The organism is Bacillus cereus group sp. BfR-BA-01355, assembly GCF_022663675.1.
In the GTDB taxonomy this organism is placed as follows: Bacteria; Bacillota; Bacilli; order Bacillales; family Bacillaceae_G; genus Bacillus_A; species Bacillus_A thuringiensis_S.
In genome coordinates this window covers 1-19,732 of the sequence record NZ_JAKUFY010000018.1, presented here as the reverse complement: position 1 = coordinate 19,732, position 19,732 = coordinate 1, and the positions used below count along the sequence as shown (strand labels likewise).

The following is a 19,732-nucleotide window of genomic DNA, read 5'->3' as shown; positions in this document are numbered from 1 at the left end:
TAGACATCCGTCCGGGCTTACTCACTTTCAGCCTCGGCTCCTCGGAGATGATTTTCAAATAACTTCTGCCCACCGGCTTTCAGCAATATACCGGCTCTCTGGAGAACAGTTCACTATTTTACTCTTTCTCGTCTTCAGATTTGTATACTTTATTAAAAGTTATTTTATGCCATTTGACAACTAATTGTCAACTAATTCAAAATATATTCTTATCCTTATCCCCTATTCTTATACAATTACTTTTCAAATTCTCGCAATGCTGCTAAATTTTCATCATCCTCAATAAGTTCAACAAAGAATCCCGAGTCATCCTCACGAAGGACAATTTCAAGCTCTTCCTTCGCCTCTTCATTTCTATTTAACTGTGCTAAATAACAAGCACGATCATATCTTGCTAACAAATCACTTGCATCCATTGTTAATACTTCATTTGTTATTTTTTCTGCCTTTAGTGTTTGGCCGGCACCATGATATGAAGACGCTAAAGAAAGAAGAATTACTGTTTCATTTGGATGATGTATAGAAGCATTTTCTAATACTTGAATTGCCTCTTCAAACCTTTCTTGACTTTGATATATTTCTCCTAAAGCAAGAAATGCTCTACTTACGAACGGTGTTTGCTCCGTTAATTGTAAGGTAATCTTTTCTGCTTTTCTTTCTTCCCCTGCTTTAAAGAATACTTGTGCTTGCAGAAGAAGAGTATCATAATCATCTGGTAGTTCTCGAACCATTTGCTTCGTTAATTCCAAAGCATCTCTTAACATATCTTCTTCCTCGCACTCAACGAAAAGATTTACAAGTTGCTTCGCTACTTCATAATCCCATTTATTTTCTAGTGAGGTGTGCAGAATCTCTATCGCTTCTTTATTCATCTCTACATTCTCATAAAATAGCGCAAATCGCTGTGCTGCCATACTATTTTTCGGATTTAACTTTAAAGAGATTTCATATAAATCAATTATCATAGTAACCATTGAAATTTCTTTCGCACGATTTTTCATACGATAAAAAGCTCTCGTAATGATAGATCGTTTCGGCTGTTCATGCAGCTGGCGTTCAATCCATATTTCCGTAACCGCAGCTGCAGCATACATGAATGCTGTACTTCTTTCTGCTTTTTTCACCTTTAACGTATGAAGAAAATCTCGTATGTTAGACAATTTTTTATGTTGCTCTACTGCTTTTACATAAACATCAAATATACGTTCATTATCAAAATCTTTTTGTATTACTTTCATTGCAACTTCAATTGCTTTTACATTTCTTTTTTTCACTAATACTTTTGCATAATGATATAGAACTTCTATATGCTCACCATCTAATTGTAGCGCGTATTCAATCTGTGCTTGTTCTTTATCTATTTCATTCATCGCACCGTACACATATGCAATCGCATCTAAACGCCATATTTCAGGTACTTCTTCCGCTAATTGTTCTAGTTCAGTCAACAATTCTTCCTGAAGATTCATATCTACTGAAAGCTGTGCCAAATATTCCATATTAATATGCAACGGCTCTTCTTTCATCGCCTGAACCATATGACTTTGTTCTTTAAAACGGTTTTCTTCTTTTTCGTATATTTCCGCAAGCTGTAAATGTACACCTACGAAATTCCCATCAAGCTCTAAACATGTTTCATACGCTTGTTTTGCTTCCGTCAATTGTCCTAATGCCATAAGTGTTTCACCAATTCGGTAATACGGTAATGCCGTTTCCTTTTGTTCTATCGCCTTACTATATCTTTTCATCGCTTGGCCGTACTGTCCAATAGATTCATATAAAATACCTGCATAACAACCGTACTCACTTACTTCATTTCTTTCTTTGTGTAACGTTCTTAAAAACGCTATACCTCGTTGTACAAATTCCGTTCCTTTAATTCGATTCACATATTCATCTAACGCACTTGCTACATTATAATCACTTTTCTTTATACCATTTTCTAACTTAGATAGCGCTACTTTAAACCCTTCTTCATTTCCACCAAGTTCAATTTCAGCATCCCATAAAACCATTCCTGCATTCATGAGGAAATCTTGGCTCTTTTCAATTTGCTTCTCAAGACCAAGAATATATTCTTTTGCTTCCTTGTATTGTTCTCTTGCCATATAAACTTGTGTAAGTCCGAAGTGAGAATAAACATCCTCATCATTTTCTTCTAAAGCACGCTTATACAATACTTCTGCTTCTTCCAAGCTATCATTTTGAAAATGATAGTCACCTAATTTTACGTAAAGAGATGCTTTATCATCACAATTCTCAATACCGTTTAATAAAATTTCTTTCGTACTTTCCTCATCCTTCAAATCAGATTCGTATATTTCCGAAAGTTTTGTATAAATGTAAGGTGCATTACTATCCAAATGAATCGCTACTTTAAGCCCTTTTATTGCTAAATATAATTTTCCTAGTTGATGTGCACATCTCGCTCGTTCATACCATACATGTGCTTCATATTTATATTCTTTTAACAAGTCATTAAAGATTTCATATGCTTCTTCATATCTTTCTAAATCTATTAATATTATACCGTGATTCGTTAAAGTAAACCTTTCAGGACTACGCTCTAACGCAACTTGAGAGTATTGCAATGCTTTTTCAGATTGATCAATATACATATAGGATAAAGCGAGAAAACTCCAAGCAATAGGCTGATCTGCGTCTAATTGTAACGATGAACGAAAGCTTGAAATTGCTTCTATATAACTTTCCTGCTCAAAAGCATATCTTCCATTTATCAAATGATATAATGCACGATTATTTTTCTTCTCAACGCTTGTCAGCATTTGCTCGGCTTTGTCTACTTCCTGAAGACGAATAAAACACTGTGCACCATGCAATTTAACAAAGTCCGAGTTCGGAAACTTTTCCATTAACTTATCGATACAATATAAAATAAATTCTTTATCTACTTCAACATCTAAGTGCTTTATCGTATATAACCACGTATTTGGATTATCACTCGTTTCTTTTAAAAATTGTACTAAGTTACTAATTCCCTCTTTGTCATGTTCATCTAAATGATCCGTAAGAGAAAAAATAGATTTAAAATAACGATTTTCTTCTTCACTTAGAAACGCTAGTTGCTCCTTCTTTTCTTTCGGAACAAACGTGATTGCTAAACAGCCTGTATAACGATATTTTTCTTGTAATTTACTATATTCCACAAGAACTGGTTCTATAAAGTTTGGATCTTGAACATAGAAAGCTTGCAATGTATCATCATATCCAGATAGAACTTGTACGTGTGAAGCATGCTCAATATCTATACTTAATAAAACAGGAATTCCTTCGTCAATCAGTCTCTTATAATTCTCTTCATTCCCTTTAAAATAACGATATTCATAACCTAATTCTTCTAAATAAGAAACAGTATCTGAAAACTTCGAACCTGTCATATCAAAAATAAACTCTGCTATTTCATCTTGTGTACGTTTCTCTCCCCATATACGCAACATCATCTCTAAACTTGTCGGAACACAATAATTATCCTTTTGTACAATAGGAACTATCGGCAAGTGAACCTTTTTTCCATCCGGATTTTTTTCTAAATTATGATATAAAGATTCTTTTAAACTCTTTTCTTCTCTTAATAGCTTTTGTAAATCTGCAAACTTATTCATTTTGTACAACGCTTCTGCACGTAAATGTACAAAGTAAGTATTATAGGCATGATATGGCAGCTGAGTATTTATGTTATCTATTACCGCTAACATTTCTTCATATTGCTCTAAATCTAATAAATACTTTACCTTCTCAAAATGAAAATATGGTACTTGTGGAAACTTTACAATCGCATCATCAATTAACTGTATTGCACGTTTTTGTTCCCCTTTATTCGCATACAATTGTGATAATAAATAGGTAGATAACTCTTCACAATCTTCATGCTGTATGCCAGCAATAAATTGTTCTTCCGCTTTCTCCCATTCACCTGTATGCATATAAACGTAGCCCCATTTATCAAAGACTGCACGTGTACTGTACTCCTCTGCTTTTTTCATATACATTAGCGCTTCTTCGTTTCGTTTCATTTCTAAAAGACATCGTACTAACGTAAAATATGTTTTCGCTAAAAAATCTGCATCTATTTCTTCTTTACCTAACTCTTCTAAAGAAGATTTTAACAACTGCTCTGCTTCAAGAATTTTTCGCTCATCAATAAACTCATCACAATATAAAGAGAGCGTTCTCATATTTGGGAATTTTTTATAAGCGTAGCGAATGAGAAATGAACTGTATTGGTGCATAAGCCCTTCATCAGTAAGGCGAATTAATATATCAAACTCCTTATGCGAAGGAATATTGGCAAGCCAATTCTTCACATAGGATAAAGTATTCGTTTCTTTTATATATGCAATTTCATTATTTATTTCCTGTAATCCGTCTACAAATCTCTTATCTTTCAAACACGCTTCTAACTGCTTAAAATCTAGCATGCATTCACCTCGAATTTATATTTAAACTGCTACTTGCTTAGATTTTACACACCATATAGTATGTATTCAACTAAAATCTCTTATAATGGATGGTATTAATTAATATTATTCAAATTTATAACAAAATATAGTAAAAACGATTGCTTTTCTCTGTATTTTGTTTGATTATATGGAATAACGTAACATGCAGTTTTGATCTTGTAAAAGCTGAACTTAGTACATAAAATTATATCGCCGATAATTCAAATATATCAGCGATTATATGTCGAATACCGACTTATCGACATTAAACGACAATTCTTATATATCATACCTTTTAACATACTATGTCACCAAATGTAATTTTCATATTCGGAGCGTACACTAAAGAAGAATGCACATGAAATATTTTGTAAAATCGGAGTTCAGCTTCATATTGAGCTAGCGCATTATCATATGTTAATCCTCTGTCTATTAAACATTCTATAAATTGCTGCTTATCACCCGGATTGCCTGCAATCCCCTCTTCTTTTAATGATTGATACAAATCGTTTTTATCATTGTGATGCATATTTGAATCTAAAAAGTTCACTTTATCGCTTACTCTACACTCAATATTTTTCACACCTAATTCACTTAAATATATCGGTATTTTCATGCCTATATTGCCATCTTTACCATTTCTTTTCGTATCACTTTCAAATAATTTCTGCAAAACACCTAACTGAATAAATTCTGATTGTTTCTCCCCATCTAAAGAGTATGAAGACATATTTGATATCCAATGTGGTTCAAAACAGATTATTTTTCCGCCCTTTTTAATTGAATGTATCATTTTTTGTAGCATCGTTTTTGGCGAACTCATATGTAATAAGAAAGCATGACAGATTGCTATATCGTATTTATCGTTCAGTTCAATTTCTGTAGCATCTTCCTCAATAAATTCTGATTCATACGGGAGGGAACGAAACAACTCTCTCGCTTCAGCTATTAATGCTTCTCCGCTATCAATGCCTGTATATGTTGATCCACCTGGTAGTAACGGCAACAAAACTAACCCTAAATAACCATATCCACAGCCATAATCAACAACATGTACTGGATCAGAAATCTTCCAAACTGAATTCACTAGAAAACTTACATAATCGCTATTGTAATATAAATCTCTCGTGTTTTTTAAATACGCTAGTTTACTGTTCCAATCGTATGTTTCCAACGTCTAACGCCTCCTTTTATATACACCCCTTACAATTCTCCATTTAACAAAAACATTCCTACATTTTAATTCCCCCAGAAATTAGTTTAATAAAGTGAGATTACTACTTACATGGCTCCTATACCAAATAAAAAGGCATACATATCTGTAATGATACATACACCTTTTATGCTACATCTCCTCAGGTGCCTCCACCCCAAGTAAACGTAATCCTTCTTTTAGTACAACCGTCAAAGCATAAACCAATGCGAGTCTGCTGTCTTTTTCTTCGCTCTCTTCTAATATACGAACATTACCGTAATATTTATTGAATGATTGTGCTACATCTAATACATATTTCGAAATGATTGATGGCTCATTTTTATTGAAAGCTGCTTCAATTACTTGAGGGAATTTATTAAGTAATTTTACGACACTCCAGCTATGATCATCTTTTAAAGCAAACGTACATGTTTCAAATTCTACACTTTCTTTTCTTAAAATAGAGCAAGCACGTGCATGTGTGTACTGTACGTACGGGCCTGTTTCTCCTTCAAATTTCAGCATATTTTCTAATGAGAATTCAATATTGTGCATACGCTCATTTTTTAAATCGTGGAAAATAACTGCCCCTACACCGACTTGCTTTGCTACTTCTTCTTTCTGTTTTAAGTTTGGGTTTTTCTCTTCAATATTTTGTTTTGCAAGTTCAATTGCTTCCTCAAGTACTTCTTCGAGTAAAATAACTCTTCCTTTACGTGTCGACATTTTCTTACCATCTTTTAAAATGAAGCCAAACGGTACGTGTTCCATACCATCAACCCAAGTATAGCCAAGTTTTTTTAATACAGTGAAAAATTGATTGAAATGTAAGCTTTGTTCTGGACCAACAACATATAGCGCTTTATCAAACCCATAAGTGTTTTGACGATATAAAGCTGCTGTTAAGTCACGCGTTGCATAAATCGTCGCACCATCTGATTTTCTAATTAAGCAGGGCGGCATTCCTTCTTCTTCTAAATTAACGACTAATGCGCCTTCTGATTCTTCAAGCAAATCATGCTCTTCTAAAATCCCAATAAAATCTTCCATTAAGTTATTATAAAATGCTTCTCCTTGAAAATTAGTAAATTCAACACCGAGAAGTTCATAAATGCGAGAAAATTCTTTAAGGGACTCATGACGGAACCAATTCCAAAGCTCAACAGCTTCTTCATCACCTTCTTCTAATTTCTTAAACCAAGCACGCCCTTCTTCTTCTAGTTCTTCGTCGTCTTTTACCTCTTCATGGAATTGAACGTATAACTTAAATAATTCACGTATTGGATCCTCTTTAACTACTGCTTCATTTCCCCATTTTTTATATGCGGTAATTAATTTTCCAAACTGCGTTCCCCAATCACCAATATAATTGATTCCTACAACTTCATAGCCACATTTTTCAGCGATATGTTTCAGCGAATTTCCTATCATTGTAGAACGTAAATGCCCCATCGAAAAAGGTTTCGCGATATTAGGAGAGGAATAATCAATTACTACTGTTTTTTCACAGCCAAAGTGGTTTTGACCGAACTCTTCTTTTTCCGCTAAAACCGTTTTTAATACTGCATCACTTACAGTTTCACGATTGAAAAACACATTTACATAAGGACCAACGGCTTCTACTTTCGTAAAAAACGGATTATTTAATTTCTCAGCAACTTCCTTTGCGATAATAGCTGGTGCTTTTTTGTATTTCTTTGCTAATGAAAAGCATGGGAACGCTGCATCTCCAAATTCATCTTGTTTCGGTGTTTCAATTAAATCTAAAATTTGTTTTTGCGTTAGTTCATTCGTGAAAATATTAGATAAACTTTCCGCAAACTGCATTTTATAATCCATGATTTAACCTCCTTATTTTTTAAAACACAAAAAACTCGTCTCTAAAAAAGAGACGAGTTTTAACCCGTGGTACCACCCTTGTTGTTCGTTACGAACCACTTTCCCGTTTATAACGAGGACAGGGGGCCTCGGCTTTCTCTACTATTCGTTCAAGAAGCATCTCCGAAGTGCGCTTCATCTTTTTCTTCCGTACTAGGCTCACACCATCCCCAGCTCGCTTTCCTTCTAAAAAAGACTACTCTCTTCATCACAGACAGTATATTTAATTAATTATTGCTTATTATACATCTTTTCAAACAATTAGCAAGGGTCAATTACACCAAAGTGAAACTTAGCACTTTTTCTTTTGTATACGTGAAAATTGTGTTTTTCAAATCTAGAACTACGGAAATGATCTTTTAATACGACACGCTTTCTCGCCACTCGCTTCGCCTCCGCAATTGTTTCATCAGTAATATCATGATACAAAGCGAAGTGTTTTAATCCTTTAATTCCGTCAGATTCTATGACAGTTTCTTCAAACATAGGATCAAGGTAAACGACATCGTAACTATCGTCTTCACATTGCGCTAAAAATGAAAAATGCTCCGTTTGCTTTACTAGGATTCTTTGCATTGCTTCATCGATTTCAGAAACAGATGAAGACCATGTTTTCAAACCATTTTTCATGATATAAGCCATATATTCATTGCCTTCAAGTCCTGTTACTGTTCCACTTTCACCAACAACATAACTAGCTACAATACTATCTGATGCCATACCGAGCGTACAATCTAACACTGTCATTCCGCTCTCTAATTTAGCAGCTTGTACAAACGGATCGTGCTCTCCACGCATTAACCTTTTCACACGAAACATCGCTGAGTTCGGATGAAAGAAAAATGATTCTTCCGTACCTTTCGGATAAATAGCTAATCGGTTCTTTCCTACGACAAGTACATCTTGTTCATACTGCTCATGTAATTTATGCACTGGTATATCATTACGTAAAATAAAAGAACGATTTAATTCTTCTGCTACCTCCTTTGCATATGCTGTCATTTCTTTATTTGTTCTTCCTGCTGTTGTTACTATCATTCTTTCACCTCTATATAAAGAAAAGAGGGAGATTTACTCTCCCCCTTCTTTAGCAATTCTTTTCGAAAGCTTGCTCTAAGTTCGTAATAATTTCGTCCATAGTTGCACCTTCAATTTCATGACGGTGAATGAAGTGAACAACTTCTTTTCCATTTAATAATGCCATAGATGGTGAAGATGGAGGGATTTCTCCGAAGTATTCACGCATTTTTGCGGTAGCATCTTTATCTTGACCTGCGAATACAGTTACAAGATGATCAGGTTGTTTTTCAGCACGAACAACCGCTTGACCTGCTGATGGACGTGCTAAACCAGCTGCACAACCACAAACAGAGTTTACAACTACTAAAGTTGTACCTGATGTATTTTCCATAAATTCTGTTACAGCTTCTTCTGTAGTTAACTCTTCAAACCCAGAACGCACTAACTCTTGGCGCATTGGGATTACCATTTGGCGCATGTATTCTTCATAAGCATTTGACATCTTGTAATCTCTCCTTCAACTTTCATTCCAAATTCATCATATCACGCTCTATTACTAGGTGCAAAAGAAAGATTACGATGATTTCATTTTTTTGTAGGGATTTCACAAACCCCACCGCGGCAATGTCCAACTGGGACAAGTTTTCTATTGTTAGCGATATAATCGTATACTTTACTTCCAAAACCAAGTACGATAGATAGCTTTATAAAAGGAACGGCAAACCAATAAGATGGTACGGCCTTTGCTAATACATCTATGCTCTGAATGCCGTCATACCACTTATTATTTTTAAAAATATACAGTCTTTGTTCCATCTTACTTTGTAGTTCTTGAGAAAGCTCATACTTCTCAACTACATCTTCATCTCGAAATGAAACAAATTTCATCTTACCTTTTTTATCTAATTTTTTCGTACGTTCTGCAACCGCCGTACACATCGGACACCAACTATCATAGAAAACAATCATATATTATTCCCCTTTACGAGACTCTGTCATTTGTTTCCATACAGAACCTTTTGCTTCTTCTCCGCCTTCAATACGCTCTAATGCTAGACGCGCTTGCATCGCTACTTCAAACTCTGGATCATCTTGCGCTGCTTTTAATGCTGGAATTGCACTTTCATCTCCAAGCTCAAATAAGAACATAGCTGCACGCCAGCGTACTAATTTACTTGAATCTTTCAGAGATTTAATCATAACGAACATCGCTGCTGGATCACCTACGTCTGATAAGCAATCGCCTGCTGTACGGCGAACACTTACTGAACGATCTAATAACGCTTTATATAATAATGGCAATACTCCATCACCTTTTACCATACCTAAATACGCAGTTGCTAAACGGCGGATCGAAACTTTTTCATCATCTAACGCCATCTTCAACACTGGAATATCTTCTTCAGTAGGATCCATTTGTTCTAATGCTGCAAAACGGTTTTTCCAGTCAGCATCTTTCATCATCTCTTCTGTTACTTTATATGGCTCACGCTTTTGAACCGTTACTTCAACAGCACCTGCCTGGTTTAATAATTCTTTAACTGTTTCATTTACACGTTCTTCTGAATAAGCAGCAACAATCTCTTCTACTACTTCTTTCCCGATTTCTTCAAAATTACCGTAACGTGTACTTTGTTCTACCCATTTTCGCTCTTTTACAACGTTTGGTGCAGACATTTGTACCTTCATAATTGATTCTTTAAAACGCTCTGGTAAGCCAACACGTTCTTCCGATGTTCCATCTGTTAACTTTACTTGCATTGGAATTGTAAAGAACATTTGAACAAACACTTTCACTTCCCCAAAATGAGCAAGTTGTTGTTCTTCACTTTCTTCCACTACTTCTTCGCCAAAAACAGCACGAACTTGTTGTAATAAAACTTTCCAGTCATACTTTGCATTTCGCTCCACTGCTAAAAAATCTGCTACATGATACACACCTTTAATGCCTTCAATTTTCAAAATTTCTTGCACTTGCATTGGCGCTTGTTCTTTATTTTCATTTGTATAATTATTACGCGCTCCTGATGGTAATACTTCATTCAAAATAACTTTCATTGTATTTGGACTTGGCGTCGGTTCAATTGCTTTAATCTTCACGTAAAAAACTCTCCTTTATTGCATGTTCTTAGCTGTATTGTAACATGTTATCACTCTATACTCCTACTCGGATGCTTAATTTTACTAATTCCTTTTCTACATTTCTGAAAAGCTTTATTCATTCTATTTTCACCTAATCTTTCCAAAACTATAGTTAAAAGTCTAATTGACAATTACATAAAAAGGAATTAACCTTAACTCATAAAATGACCTTGGTCATTTTATGAGTTAAGTCATTTATAAGTGGAGGGATAACAAATGAATAATGTCATAATTATTGGTGGCGGTATCGCTGGACTTTGTGCAGCAATTTCCCTACAAAAAATAGGATTAGATGTAAAAGTATATGACAAAAAAACTGAACCCACTGTTGCTGGTGCAGGTATTATCATTGCCCCAAATGCAATGCAAGCACTGGAATTATACGAAATTTCTGAGAAAATCAAAAAATTTGGCAACGAAAGTGACGGTTTTAACCTTGTATCCGAAAAAGGAACTACTTTCAATAAATTAATTATTCCAACTTGCTATCCAAAAATGTACTCCATTCATAGAAAATATTTACATCAATTATTACTTTCTGAACTAAAAGAGGATACTGTCGAATGGGGAAAAGAATGCGTAAAAATAGAACAGAATGAAGAAAACGCCTTAAAAATAGTATTTCAAGATGGTAGTGAAGCACTCGGCAATATACTCATTGCGGCTGATGGTATTCATTCTGTCGTTCGAAAACAAGTAACACAAGGCGATAATTACCGTTATGCAGGCTATACGTGTTGGCGCGGCGTAACTCCTACTAATAACCTTTCTTTAACAAACGATTTTATTGAAACTTGGGGAACAAACGGTAGATTTGGTATCGTCCCTCTTCCCAACAATGAAGTATACTGGTATGCACTCATAAACGCTAAAGCTAGAGATTCAAAATACAAAGCTTACACAACAGCAGATTTATATAATCACTTCAAAAATTATCATAATCCCATTCCAGCTATTTTAAAAAACGCATCTGACGTTAATATGATTCATCGTGATATTGTAGACATCACTCCAATGAAACAATTTTTTGACAAACGCATCGTATTTATTGGAGATGCTGCCCATGCACTTACTCCGAATTTAGGTCAAGGTGCTTGTCAAGCAATTGAAGATGCGATTATTCTGGCTGAATGTATCGAAAATAATGCTCATTATCGTCAAGCATTTATAGAATACGAACAAAAAAGAAGAGATAGAATTGAAAAAATCTCAACCACTGCGTGGACAGTTGGAAAAATGGCGCAAATAGAAAGTAAACCTTTAACTATAATAAGAAATGAAGTAATGAAACGTATTCCAAAATGGATTTCTGAAAGGCAAGCACACGAACTATATAGTTTTCGTTTATAACAAGAAACTATAAACAGAATTCTTTCTATCTTGCTTTCGATTATATAGAGCTTTATAAAACAATAAACTGAATTCTGACGTAAGATTCTATTTGAGATTATCTATTAAACAGCTATAATTGTTTGTGTTAGGAGTAGATAAAATGCTAAGAGAAACGAGAAAAAAAGAGTTAAAAGAACTTATATTCCTAAAGGCAATACAGCTCTTCCAAGAACGTGGGTACGAAAACGTAACGGTTCAAGATATTACTACTGCATGTGGTATTGCAAAAGGAACTTTCTTCAACTATTTTCCGAAAAAAGAAAACATATTATTATTTTTAGGTGATTCTCAGATTGACCTATGGAATGAAAGTTTAAAAACGTATAAAAATATGGAACATCCAAAAGAAAAAATCAAACTTGTTTTAGGAGATTTACTGGATCGATTTACTGGACATGGTGATTTAATGAAGCATGCCGTCTTTGAGATTATAAAGTCAAACTACTTAGTAGAAAATGAATTAAAAAGTATACAACAGCTACAAGAAGGTTTGTCTTCAATTATTACCGAAGCGAAAGAGGCAGGAACATTAAACAGTCAATGGGATGTAAATATTATCACTTCTACTATTATGAGTACTTATTTTTATACACTAATGTCCCATTCCCTATTACATGCTAATGAAACAAATGCAAAAAATATACTCTATCAACAGTTGGATGTTGTTTGGGGAGGTATCACTCAAAAATAATAGAGGGCTATTAACCCCCTCTATTATTTTTGATACTCTTTACTTCTTATCATGATGCCCCCTCCCGCCTTCTCTCCAAAAAGGTAATACTCTCAATCACAACTTCAGTTCTATATATTCTCTTGCCTTGTTCATCATCGTAATTACTCGTCTGAATACGCCCTGTAATCCCAACAAGTGACCCCTTCTTACAATATTCAGTTACATTCTCAGCCGATTTTCGCCAAACGACACAATTAATAAAATCGACTTGTTGTTCACCTAAACTATTTCGAAATCCTCTATTCACCGCAATACATATTCTTGCATAAGCGACGCCTTGTTTTGTGTAGTATAATTCTGGCTCCTTTGTCAATCTACCGATTAATACAACTCGATTCATCATAAGTTATACCACCTCACATATTTTTCTTCATTGTAAGGAGAAGTATTTGAATAGTAAAAAGCACAAAATGATATATCCGTAAGTAAAAAGTATTATTTTAGACCCTACAAAACAAAAAAAGAAACCATACATAGTTCAAACATGTATGGTTTCAAAATTTATTACACTTCAGTACAAGATATGTAATATCCTCCGCGAGCCATCTTTATTTCAGCACGGTACATTACATTTTCTAAGTAGAACGTAATCGGTTTAACTTTACTCTCAAATTTTAGTCTCTCATTGCATTCAGTTGCATATCCTTCAATCACTGAAGTAATAACTTCTGATGATGGATACGTTAAAGTTTCATCTAGTTCTATGAAAAAACTTTTAGAAAATAGTTTTTTCATAATCCCTTTCTTCTCTTTCATCATATTCCATCTCCTTCAATTCAAGTTGATAACATCCATATTATACCATACATTCAATTTATCTTTGAAAATAAAAAAATCCTGCATTTTTCATGCAGGATTTTTTTATTAGTCATTTTTCGTAAAGTAAGAAACGAAACGAAGAATTTCTAAGTATAACCATACTAATGTAAGCATTAGTCCCATCGCAGTATACCACTCCATATATTTCGGAGCTTGACTACGTACACCATTTTCGATTAAATCGAAATCTAGTAATAAGTTTAATGCAGCAACTACGATAACAACTGCACTAATAATAATACCGATTGTACCACCTTGGTGAATGTATGGAACAGTTACACCAAACATATTTAGTAGGAATACGACTAAATACATAACCATAATTCCAAGTGTTGCTGCCATAACGCCTGTACGGAATTTATCCGTTACTTTTACTACGCGTGTTGCATATAACACTAACATTGCAAATAGAATTGAGATTGTTAGTAATACAGCATTTAAAACGATAGAATCGCCAAATTTCATTGTATAAACTGCTGAAATACTTCCTAACACAACCCCTTCTACCGCTGCATAGATTGGTGCACCAAAAGGTGAAATACGCGGGAAGAACATAGACGCAAATGCGATGATTGCCGCAACGATTAAAGCACCAATTAATACTGGCATCTTCATCGTCCCCTGCATCATTTGTATGTATGAATAGACAGACGTTGCAAGTAGCAAGATAAGCATAATGAACGTTTTGCCTACTGTTCCGCCAATCGTCATCGCAGAAGCGCTTGCTCCCTCTTTACGGAATGCCTCTTTTTTCAACATTGGATTAGATGTTCTCATTTTTTCCCTCCTAAAATAGGTTCTACCAATAGTGTAAAGTTTTTCTCTTTACTTTTCAATATATGCAGCTTGTTTTTATTTTAATCCTTCAACGATGTCTGATAGTTCACTCCATCTTTCCATCTTTTTTTCTAGCTCTTCTTCTGTTTTCTGCTGTGCTTCAGATAATTCTTGTGCCTTTGTGAAGTCAGATCCAACTTTCGCAAGTTCTTCCCCAATTGACTCAATTTTCTCTTCAAGTTCGGCAATTGTATCTTCAATCGTTTCCCATTCACGCTGCTCATTGTATGAAAGTTTACGTTTACGTTGTTGTTTTGGAGCTTCTTCTACTACTTTTTTCTCTTTTTGAACTTCCGCTTTCTCCATAAGTTCTCTCGTTTTTTCCATTTCTAAATAATCTGTATAACTACCTAGGAACTCACGCACTTCGCCTCCGCCAGTAAAGATGAACAGTTCATCTACTACCTTATCTAAGAAGTAACGGTCATGCGATACAGTTAAAACGACACCTGGGAAATCTTCTAAATAATCTTCTAGTACTGTTAATGTTTGTGTATCTAGATCGTTCGTAGGTTCATCAAGTAAAAGTACGTTTGGTTCTCCCATTAAAATACGTAATAAATATAAACGTCTTCTTTCACCACCAGATAGTTTACCAAGCGGTGTACCATGTGAATGAGTCGGGAATAAGAAACGTTCTAACATTTGAGATGCACCAATTACTTTTCCATCTGTTGTATGAATAACTTCTGCAATCTCTTTAATGTATTCAATCATACGCTGATTTAAATTCATCTCTTCATTTTCTTGCGTATAATAAGCAACTTTTACAGTTTGTCCTACTTCAACTTCACCACTATCAGGAGATAACTTACCTGCAAGCATATTTAATAGAGAAGATTTCCCGCTTCCGTTCGCCCCAATAATTCCAATACGATCACCTGGTTTCACAATATGATTAAAATTATGTAATACCGTCTTATCGCCAAATTTTTTCGTTACATCTTTTAACTCAAGTACTTTCTTTCCTAGACGACTTCCACTTAGTGCAATATCAACTGACTGTTTTGCAGCTGGTCCTTCTTGTTCCTTTAGCTCATCAAAACGCTGAATACGCGCCTTTTGTTTCGTAGAACGGGCTTTTGCACCACGACGAATCCAAGCAAGTTCACGACGATATAAATTTTGGCGTTTGGATTCTTGTGCCAATTCTTGCTCTTCGCGAAGTGCTTTCGCTTCTAAAAATGTACTATAGTTTCCTTCGTAGCTATATAATTTACCATTATCTAATTCAAAAATACGGTTCGTCACACGATCTAAGAAATAACGATCATGGGTTACAAGTAATACCGCACCTGTATATCTTGCTAAATATTCTTCTAACCATTCAACTGTCTCATGGTCAAGATGGTTCGTAGGCTCGTCTAAAATTAATAAATCAGGTGTTTCAATAAAACATTGTGCCATTGCGATACGTTTTTTCTGTCCACCAGATAAATTTCCAACAATTGCAGTGAAATCTGTAATTCCTAATTTCGTTAGAAGAGATTTCGCATTTGCATTTGCTTCCCATGCACTCATTGCATCCATACGTTGCTGCACTGCAAATAATTGTTCCTGTACTTTTTCATTACTTGGATCTTTTTCAATATTTAATAGCGCTTTTTCATAATCACGAAGAAGACGAATTAAAGGTGTATCACCATGGAACACTTGCTCTAATACTGTTAGTTTTTCATCAAAATCTGGTTGCTGTGATAAATAACTAATTGTATACCCACGTGAATGCGTCATATCACCTGTATCAGGAGTTTCTAATCCTGCAATAATTTTTAATAATGTCGATTTACCAGTACCGTTTACACCAATAATTCCGACACGTTGTCCTTCTGTAATACTACATGATAATCCATCAAATAACGGCTTTTCTCCATATGATTTTGATAAGTTCTCCACAGTTAACATTTTCATATTTGTGCATTCCACTCTTTCATAAATTGTTCAATAAACTGTTCCATGTAACGATGACGAATTTCAGCCTCTTGTTTTGCTGCATTCGTATTCATTAAATCTTTTAATTTCAAAAGTTTTTCATAAAAATGATTTAAAGATGGATCATTATTTTTTCTATACTCTTCTTTCGTCATTTCTTCACGCGGCGGAATAGTTGGGTCATACATTAATCTCCCTTTTGCCCCGCCATATGCAAATGTACGAGCAATTCCAATTGCACCAAGAGCATCTAAACGATCCGCATCTTGAACAATTTTCCCTTCAAGTGACTCTACTGTGCCGCCATGGCCACCTTTATAAGACATATTGGCGATGATATGAAGAATATGTTTACTTTCCTCTTCTTCAACACGTAACTCTTCTAACCAATCAGAAACTTTTTTCATTCCTGCTGCTTCACTTTCATTTAGCTTTTCATCTGCCACATCGTGAAGTAATGCTGCCATTTCAATTATAAAACGATTTCCACCTTCTTGCTCAGATAAAGAAATCGCCAGTTTATGTACACGCTCAATATGATACCAATCATGCCCACTCGCATCTTTTTCTAAAATATGTTTTACAAAAGTAATTGTTTTTTGGATTTTTTCTTGTTTTGTCATTTTATCTTCACCCAGTTACTTATTGTAACACGCCCGCATTTTTTCATCACATATTTTCTTGTCTGCCCATACACTAGGTGGTAGGCATCATCATGAAGGAGGAATAAACATGTTCTATAATAATCAACCGCCTTACCCAAGGCAACCATTTTACCCTCAACAGCAGGAACAGAGATACACAGAACAATACGAAGAACAAGAGTTACAGCAACAAGAACAACAATATGACGAAAATCCATATGCAACAACGCAAAATCAAGAAACTGAATTTCAACAAAATCCATATGACACACGTCCAAATTATGAATATCCTCAAAATCCATATGCAGCACCACAAAACCAAGAACAACAATATCAGCAAAATCCATATGTAACACCACAAAACCAAGAACAACAATATCAGCAAAATCCATATGTAACACCACAAAACCCATACACAACTCAACCGCAATACCAACAACAAATGTATCAACCAAACTACGACGCACGTGTCTCACCACCTAAACCACCAACAATAGATCCAACTCAGCCACAAATTTTACCGCCTGGGCCAACATTAGACATTACACAACCACAAATCTTACCACCTGGACCAATTACAGAACCAACACAACAACAAATTCAACAAGTTGTCGGTACACAGTTTTTACCTTTCAAGAAACCTGTACTAGATTTCGTAAAACCATGGGTAGATTACGGTTTAAATGAAGCAAAACATACATCACACGAACACGCATTAACAGAAGTTGCTGCAATTATGTTTTTAGTTGGTAAAGGCTTCAATCCAACGATTGCTCATTATATCGTTGAATCTTGGGAAAAGAATGAGCAGTTTTAGGGTTGTTTATTTGATAAAATATAAAAAACACAAAAGTGCCAAAACCCTTATACCACAAGGGCTTTGGCACTTTTTAATATCTAGAACAAATTTTATTAAAATAATTATTTTTATAGATTTTCATACTTTTTTATATAGTACGTGAACAAAATGTGAGCAAAATGTGCGCAAATATATGAATCACATTTTGCTGTTGGTGCACTGGTTATTTAAACCAATTCTCAATTATGAGATTTATATGAAAAACCAACACTTTTTCCTGTTGGCATCCGGACAGTTTCCTGATATCCAGCCACGACACTCATGCACTGTGGCTGGATATATAAATTCAATTAAGTTTTTCGTCTTTTTCTTCCTTTTTTCTCCGTCCATTCCGACCAAGTAACGTTTTGATAAAGGGGCTACGCTATCCCCACAGCATTCTTTTTTCAAAAAACAATTAACTGTAGAAATGTCATACCGCCGATTCCAAAGTAAAAAGGCACCTGATTAAGTGCCCTAAATAGTGCCCCGAACAGTACTCCTAAAATTCCATTACTTTTTAAATCATGCCAAGCGCTGTAGCAAAGTTGGTGATACCTGATTTACGTTTTCTATAAAACTTACCTCGTTTTATTCCAAGGATAGTATAAATGTAATCATCATTTAATTCTTTCATACTCATATACTTCATTTCAAGAATCCTTTGTTCATCCTCATCAAGAGCTTCTTCAAAAGCTCGTTTTAACTGTCTATATTTCAACTCATGTTTATCCACTTGCTTTAGCTCAGGAAACAATAATCCTACTCCAAGTTCTGTTTTTTCTGCTGATTTTGAAACCGGATACATAAAACTCTATATTTCCGTAACCCATCTATAACAAATGGAACAATTATCAATCCTTACATATGTAAGACTAAAATTTAAAATATTTTAGATATATGCCTTTGTATGTGTATGAAATTAGTTCTGTATCCCAAATAGGTTGGAAACCTTCATTTGCTTATGCCTATTACTGTGTAATTTACTAGCAGTGATCATTTAACTTAACACAATTACACTACATTCTCATAGTATATTTAATCATTTTCACCAGACATAAAGTATAAAAACAATTAAAGAAAAGAGACTGTCTTCAAAAGTTAATCTGTAGATACTTTTTTGACAATCTCTTTTCTTATATCAAAATTTTCAACTACAAAACTTATAACTGATTATACGAATGTTATACCCGCACTTGCGAATCCTGTAATAGCAGTAGCTATATCAAAACCAGGTGTAGTCGATGAAACAACAAGTAATATCTTATCTTGTGGAGCGACCGCAATTGCTTGTGCGCTAATACCACTCGCGGTATTACCGATAGCAATAAGACCACTAAATGCTGGTGTTAATAGTAACGGTGTACCTACTGGAGTGAAAGTATTACTTGCTGCTGGTGCGCTGTACAACTGCATTTGAATTTGTATGCTTCCTAATGCTAAAGCAACCGCTACAGTTACACTAAAGAATCCTGCTAACGAAGTAATTGTACCTGCACGAGGAGCTACAAATGCGAAATCAAATACTGGAGGTACAGGGCCTATAGTAATCGGGCCACCAGGTGGGACAATTACAGGGAAGAATGAACTTCCAAATCCAAGAAGTGCTCCTGTGTTTGCTAATCCACCTAAAACAGTTGCTAATGCTACTGGCCCACCTGATGCGAACGGAATAACTGCTCCAGCTCCCGTTGCTCCTGTTAGGCCTGTTGGACCTGTTAGACCTGTTGGACCCGTTGGACCTGTTGGACCTGTTGGACCTGTTAGGCCTGTTGCTCCTGTTAGGCCTGTTGGACCTGTTAGACCTGTTAGACCTGTTGGACCTGTTGGACCTGTTGGACC

General features: G+C 35.0%; 16 protein-coding genes, 1 pseudogene and 2 other annotated features (1 of these 19 cut by a window edge). Of the genes and pseudogenes, 3 read left to right on the top strand and 14 right to left on the bottom strand.

The window, feature by feature from the left end:
• Positions 1–144, bottom strand: a binding site (T-box leader); it reaches 96 nt to the left of the window's first position.
• 92 nt (positions 145–236) lie between these two features.
• The 7 genes from MR167_RS08470 to MR167_RS08440 form a co-directional block, all read right to left on the bottom strand.
• Positions 237–4,439 (bottom strand): bacteriocin-processing peptidase family protein, encoded by a 4,203-nt coding sequence (locus MR167_RS08470; RefSeq protein ID WP_242314381.1) that lies wholly within the window; start codon positions 4,437–4,439, stop codon positions 237–239.
• A 316-nt stretch (positions 4,440–4,755) separates the two neighbouring features.
• A complete protein-coding gene (locus MR167_RS08465; RefSeq protein ID WP_016077792.1) occupies positions 4,756–5,634 on the bottom strand; it encodes a class I SAM-dependent methyltransferase in 879 nt (292 codons plus the stop codon).
• A gap of 171 nt (positions 5,635–5,805) precedes the next feature.
• A complete protein-coding gene (argS, locus tag MR167_RS08460) occupies positions 5,806–7,494 on the bottom strand; it encodes an arginine--tRNA ligase (RefSeq protein ID WP_242314380.1) in 1,689 nt (562 codons plus the stop codon).
• 45 nt (positions 7,495–7,539) lie between these two features.
• Positions 7,540–7,754: a binding site (T-box leader), on the bottom strand.
• Between the two features lie 40 nt (positions 7,755–7,794).
• A complete protein-coding gene (locus MR167_RS08455) occupies positions 7,795–8,571 on the bottom strand; it encodes a class I SAM-dependent methyltransferase (RefSeq protein ID WP_000637432.1) in 777 nt (258 codons plus the stop codon).
• Between the two features lie 49 nt (positions 8,572–8,620).
• Positions 8,621–9,055, bottom strand: coding sequence for a BrxA/BrxB family bacilliredoxin (locus tag MR167_RS08450; RefSeq protein WP_000063708.1), 435 nt, complete (start codon positions 9,053–9,055; stop codon positions 8,621–8,623).
• Between the two features lie 83 nt (positions 9,056–9,138).
• The gene (locus MR167_RS08445) at positions 9,139–9,522 is read right to left on the bottom strand and encodes a thiol-disulfide oxidoreductase DCC family protein (protein ID WP_000634874.1); all 384 of its coding nucleotides are present in this window, start codon (positions 9,520–9,522) and stop codon (positions 9,139–9,141) included.
• Positions 9,523–9,525: 3 nt separating this feature from the next.
• Positions 9,526–10,653 (bottom strand): virulence factor, encoded by a 1,128-nt coding sequence (locus MR167_RS08440; RefSeq protein ID WP_242314379.1) that lies wholly within the window; start codon positions 10,651–10,653, stop codon positions 9,526–9,528.
• Positions 10,654–10,911: 258 nt separating this feature from the next.
• On the opposite strand from MR167_RS08440, the gene MR167_RS08435 reads away from it, so the two are divergent.
• The gene (locus MR167_RS08435) at positions 10,912–12,045 is read left to right on the top strand and encodes an FAD-dependent oxidoreductase (protein WP_016077796.1); all 1,134 of its coding nucleotides are present in this window, start codon (positions 10,912–10,914) and stop codon (positions 12,043–12,045) included.
• Positions 12,046–12,187: 142 nt separating this feature from the next.
• Positions 12,188–12,778: a TetR/AcrR family transcriptional regulator gene (locus tag MR167_RS08430; RefSeq protein ID WP_242314377.1), complete on the top strand. Its 591-nt coding sequence runs from the start codon at positions 12,188–12,190 to the stop codon at positions 12,776–12,778.
• Between the two features lie 49 nt (positions 12,779–12,827).
• On the opposite strand, the gene MR167_RS08425 is transcribed toward MR167_RS08430, so the two are convergent.
• The 5 genes from MR167_RS08425 to MR167_RS08405 form a co-directional block, all read right to left on the bottom strand.
• Positions 12,828–13,163, bottom strand: coding sequence for a single-stranded DNA-binding protein (locus MR167_RS08425; protein ID WP_000982013.1), 336 nt, complete (start codon positions 13,161–13,163; stop codon positions 12,828–12,830).
• 161 nt (positions 13,164–13,324) lie between these two features.
• Entirely contained in the window at positions 13,325–13,579 is a 255-nt protein-coding gene (locus MR167_RS08420) for a DUF4318 domain-containing protein (RefSeq protein WP_016077798.1), read from the bottom strand.
• Between the two features lie 105 nt (positions 13,580–13,684).
• Complete coding sequence (locus MR167_RS08415; RefSeq protein WP_001260655.1) at positions 13,685–14,416, bottom strand: Bax inhibitor-1/YccA family protein; 732 nt, start codon at positions 14,414–14,416, stop codon at positions 13,685–13,687.
• 75 nt (positions 14,417–14,491) lie between these two features.
• On the bottom strand, positions 14,492–16,387 hold the full coding sequence (locus tag MR167_RS08410; RefSeq protein WP_000783164.1) for an ABC-F family ATP-binding cassette domain-containing protein: 1,896 nt from the start codon (positions 16,385–16,387) through the stop codon (positions 14,492–14,494).
• On the bottom strand, positions 16,384–17,031 hold the full coding sequence (locus MR167_RS08405) for an HD domain-containing protein (RefSeq protein WP_000165956.1): 648 nt from the start codon (positions 17,029–17,031) through the stop codon (positions 16,384–16,386). The genes MR167_RS08410 and MR167_RS08405 overlap by 4 nt, the downstream gene beginning before the upstream one ends.
• A gap of 109 nt (positions 17,032–17,140) precedes the next feature.
• On the opposite strand from MR167_RS08405, the gene MR167_RS08400 reads away from it, so the two are divergent.
• Entirely contained in the window at positions 17,141–17,869 is a 729-nt protein-coding gene (locus tag MR167_RS08400; RefSeq protein WP_242314375.1) for a hypothetical protein, read from the top strand.
• A 541-nt stretch (positions 17,870–18,410) separates the two neighbouring features.
• Here MR167_RS08400 and MR167_RS08395 read toward each other — a convergent pair.
• Positions 18,411–18,748: pseudogene (locus tag MR167_RS08395) on the bottom strand (ArpU family phage packaging/lysis transcriptional regulator).
• A gap of 315 nt (positions 18,749–19,063) precedes the next feature.
• Positions 19,064–19,732: exosporium glycoprotein BclB-related protein (locus tag MR167_RS08390; RefSeq protein WP_276575828.1), on the bottom strand; the 669-nt coding region annotated here is incomplete at its 5' end.

Coding starts and splice junctions, on each gene's coding strand:
- MR167_RS08470 (WP_242314381.1), bottom strand. CDS start 4,439: ATGCTAGATTTTAAGCAGTTAGAAGCGTGTTTGAAAGATAAGAGATTT.
- argS (WP_242314380.1), bottom strand. CDS start 7,494: ATGGATTATAAAATGCAGTTTGCGGAAAGTTTATCTAATATTTTCACG.
- MR167_RS08455 (WP_000637432.1), bottom strand. CDS start 8,571: ATGATAGTAACAACAGCAGGAAGAACAAATAAAGAAATGACAGCATAT.
- MR167_RS08450 (WP_000063708.1), bottom strand. CDS start 9,055: ATGTCAAATGCTTATGAAGAATACATGCGCCAAATGGTAATCCCAATG.
- MR167_RS08445 (WP_000634874.1), bottom strand. CDS start 9,522: ATGATTGTTTTCTATGATAGTTGGTGTCCGATGTGTACGGCGGTTGCA.
- MR167_RS08435 (WP_016077796.1), top strand. CDS start 10,912: ATGAATAATGTCATAATTATTGGTGGCGGTATCGCTGGACTTTGTGCA.
- MR167_RS08430 (WP_242314377.1), top strand. CDS start 12,188: ATGCTAAGAGAAACGAGAAAAAAAGAGTTAAAAGAACTTATATTCCTA.
- MR167_RS08425 (WP_000982013.1), bottom strand. CDS start 13,163: ATGATGAATCGAGTTGTATTAATCGGTAGATTGACAAAGGAGCCAGAA.
- MR167_RS08420 (WP_016077798.1), bottom strand. CDS start 13,579: ATGATGAAAGAGAAGAAAGGGATTATGAAAAAACTATTTTCTAAAAGT.
- MR167_RS08415 (WP_001260655.1), bottom strand. CDS start 14,416: ATGAGAACATCTAATCCAATGTTGAAAAAAGAGGCATTCCGTAAAGAG.
- MR167_RS08410 (WP_000783164.1), bottom strand. CDS start 16,387: ATGAAAATGTTAACTGTGGAGAACTTATCAAAATCATATGGAGAAAAG.
- MR167_RS08405 (WP_000165956.1), bottom strand. CDS start 17,031: ATGACAAAACAAGAAAAAATCCAAAAAACAATTACTTTTGTAAAACAT.
- MR167_RS08400 (WP_242314375.1), top strand. CDS start 17,141: ATGTTCTATAATAATCAACCGCCTTACCCAAGGCAACCATTTTACCCT.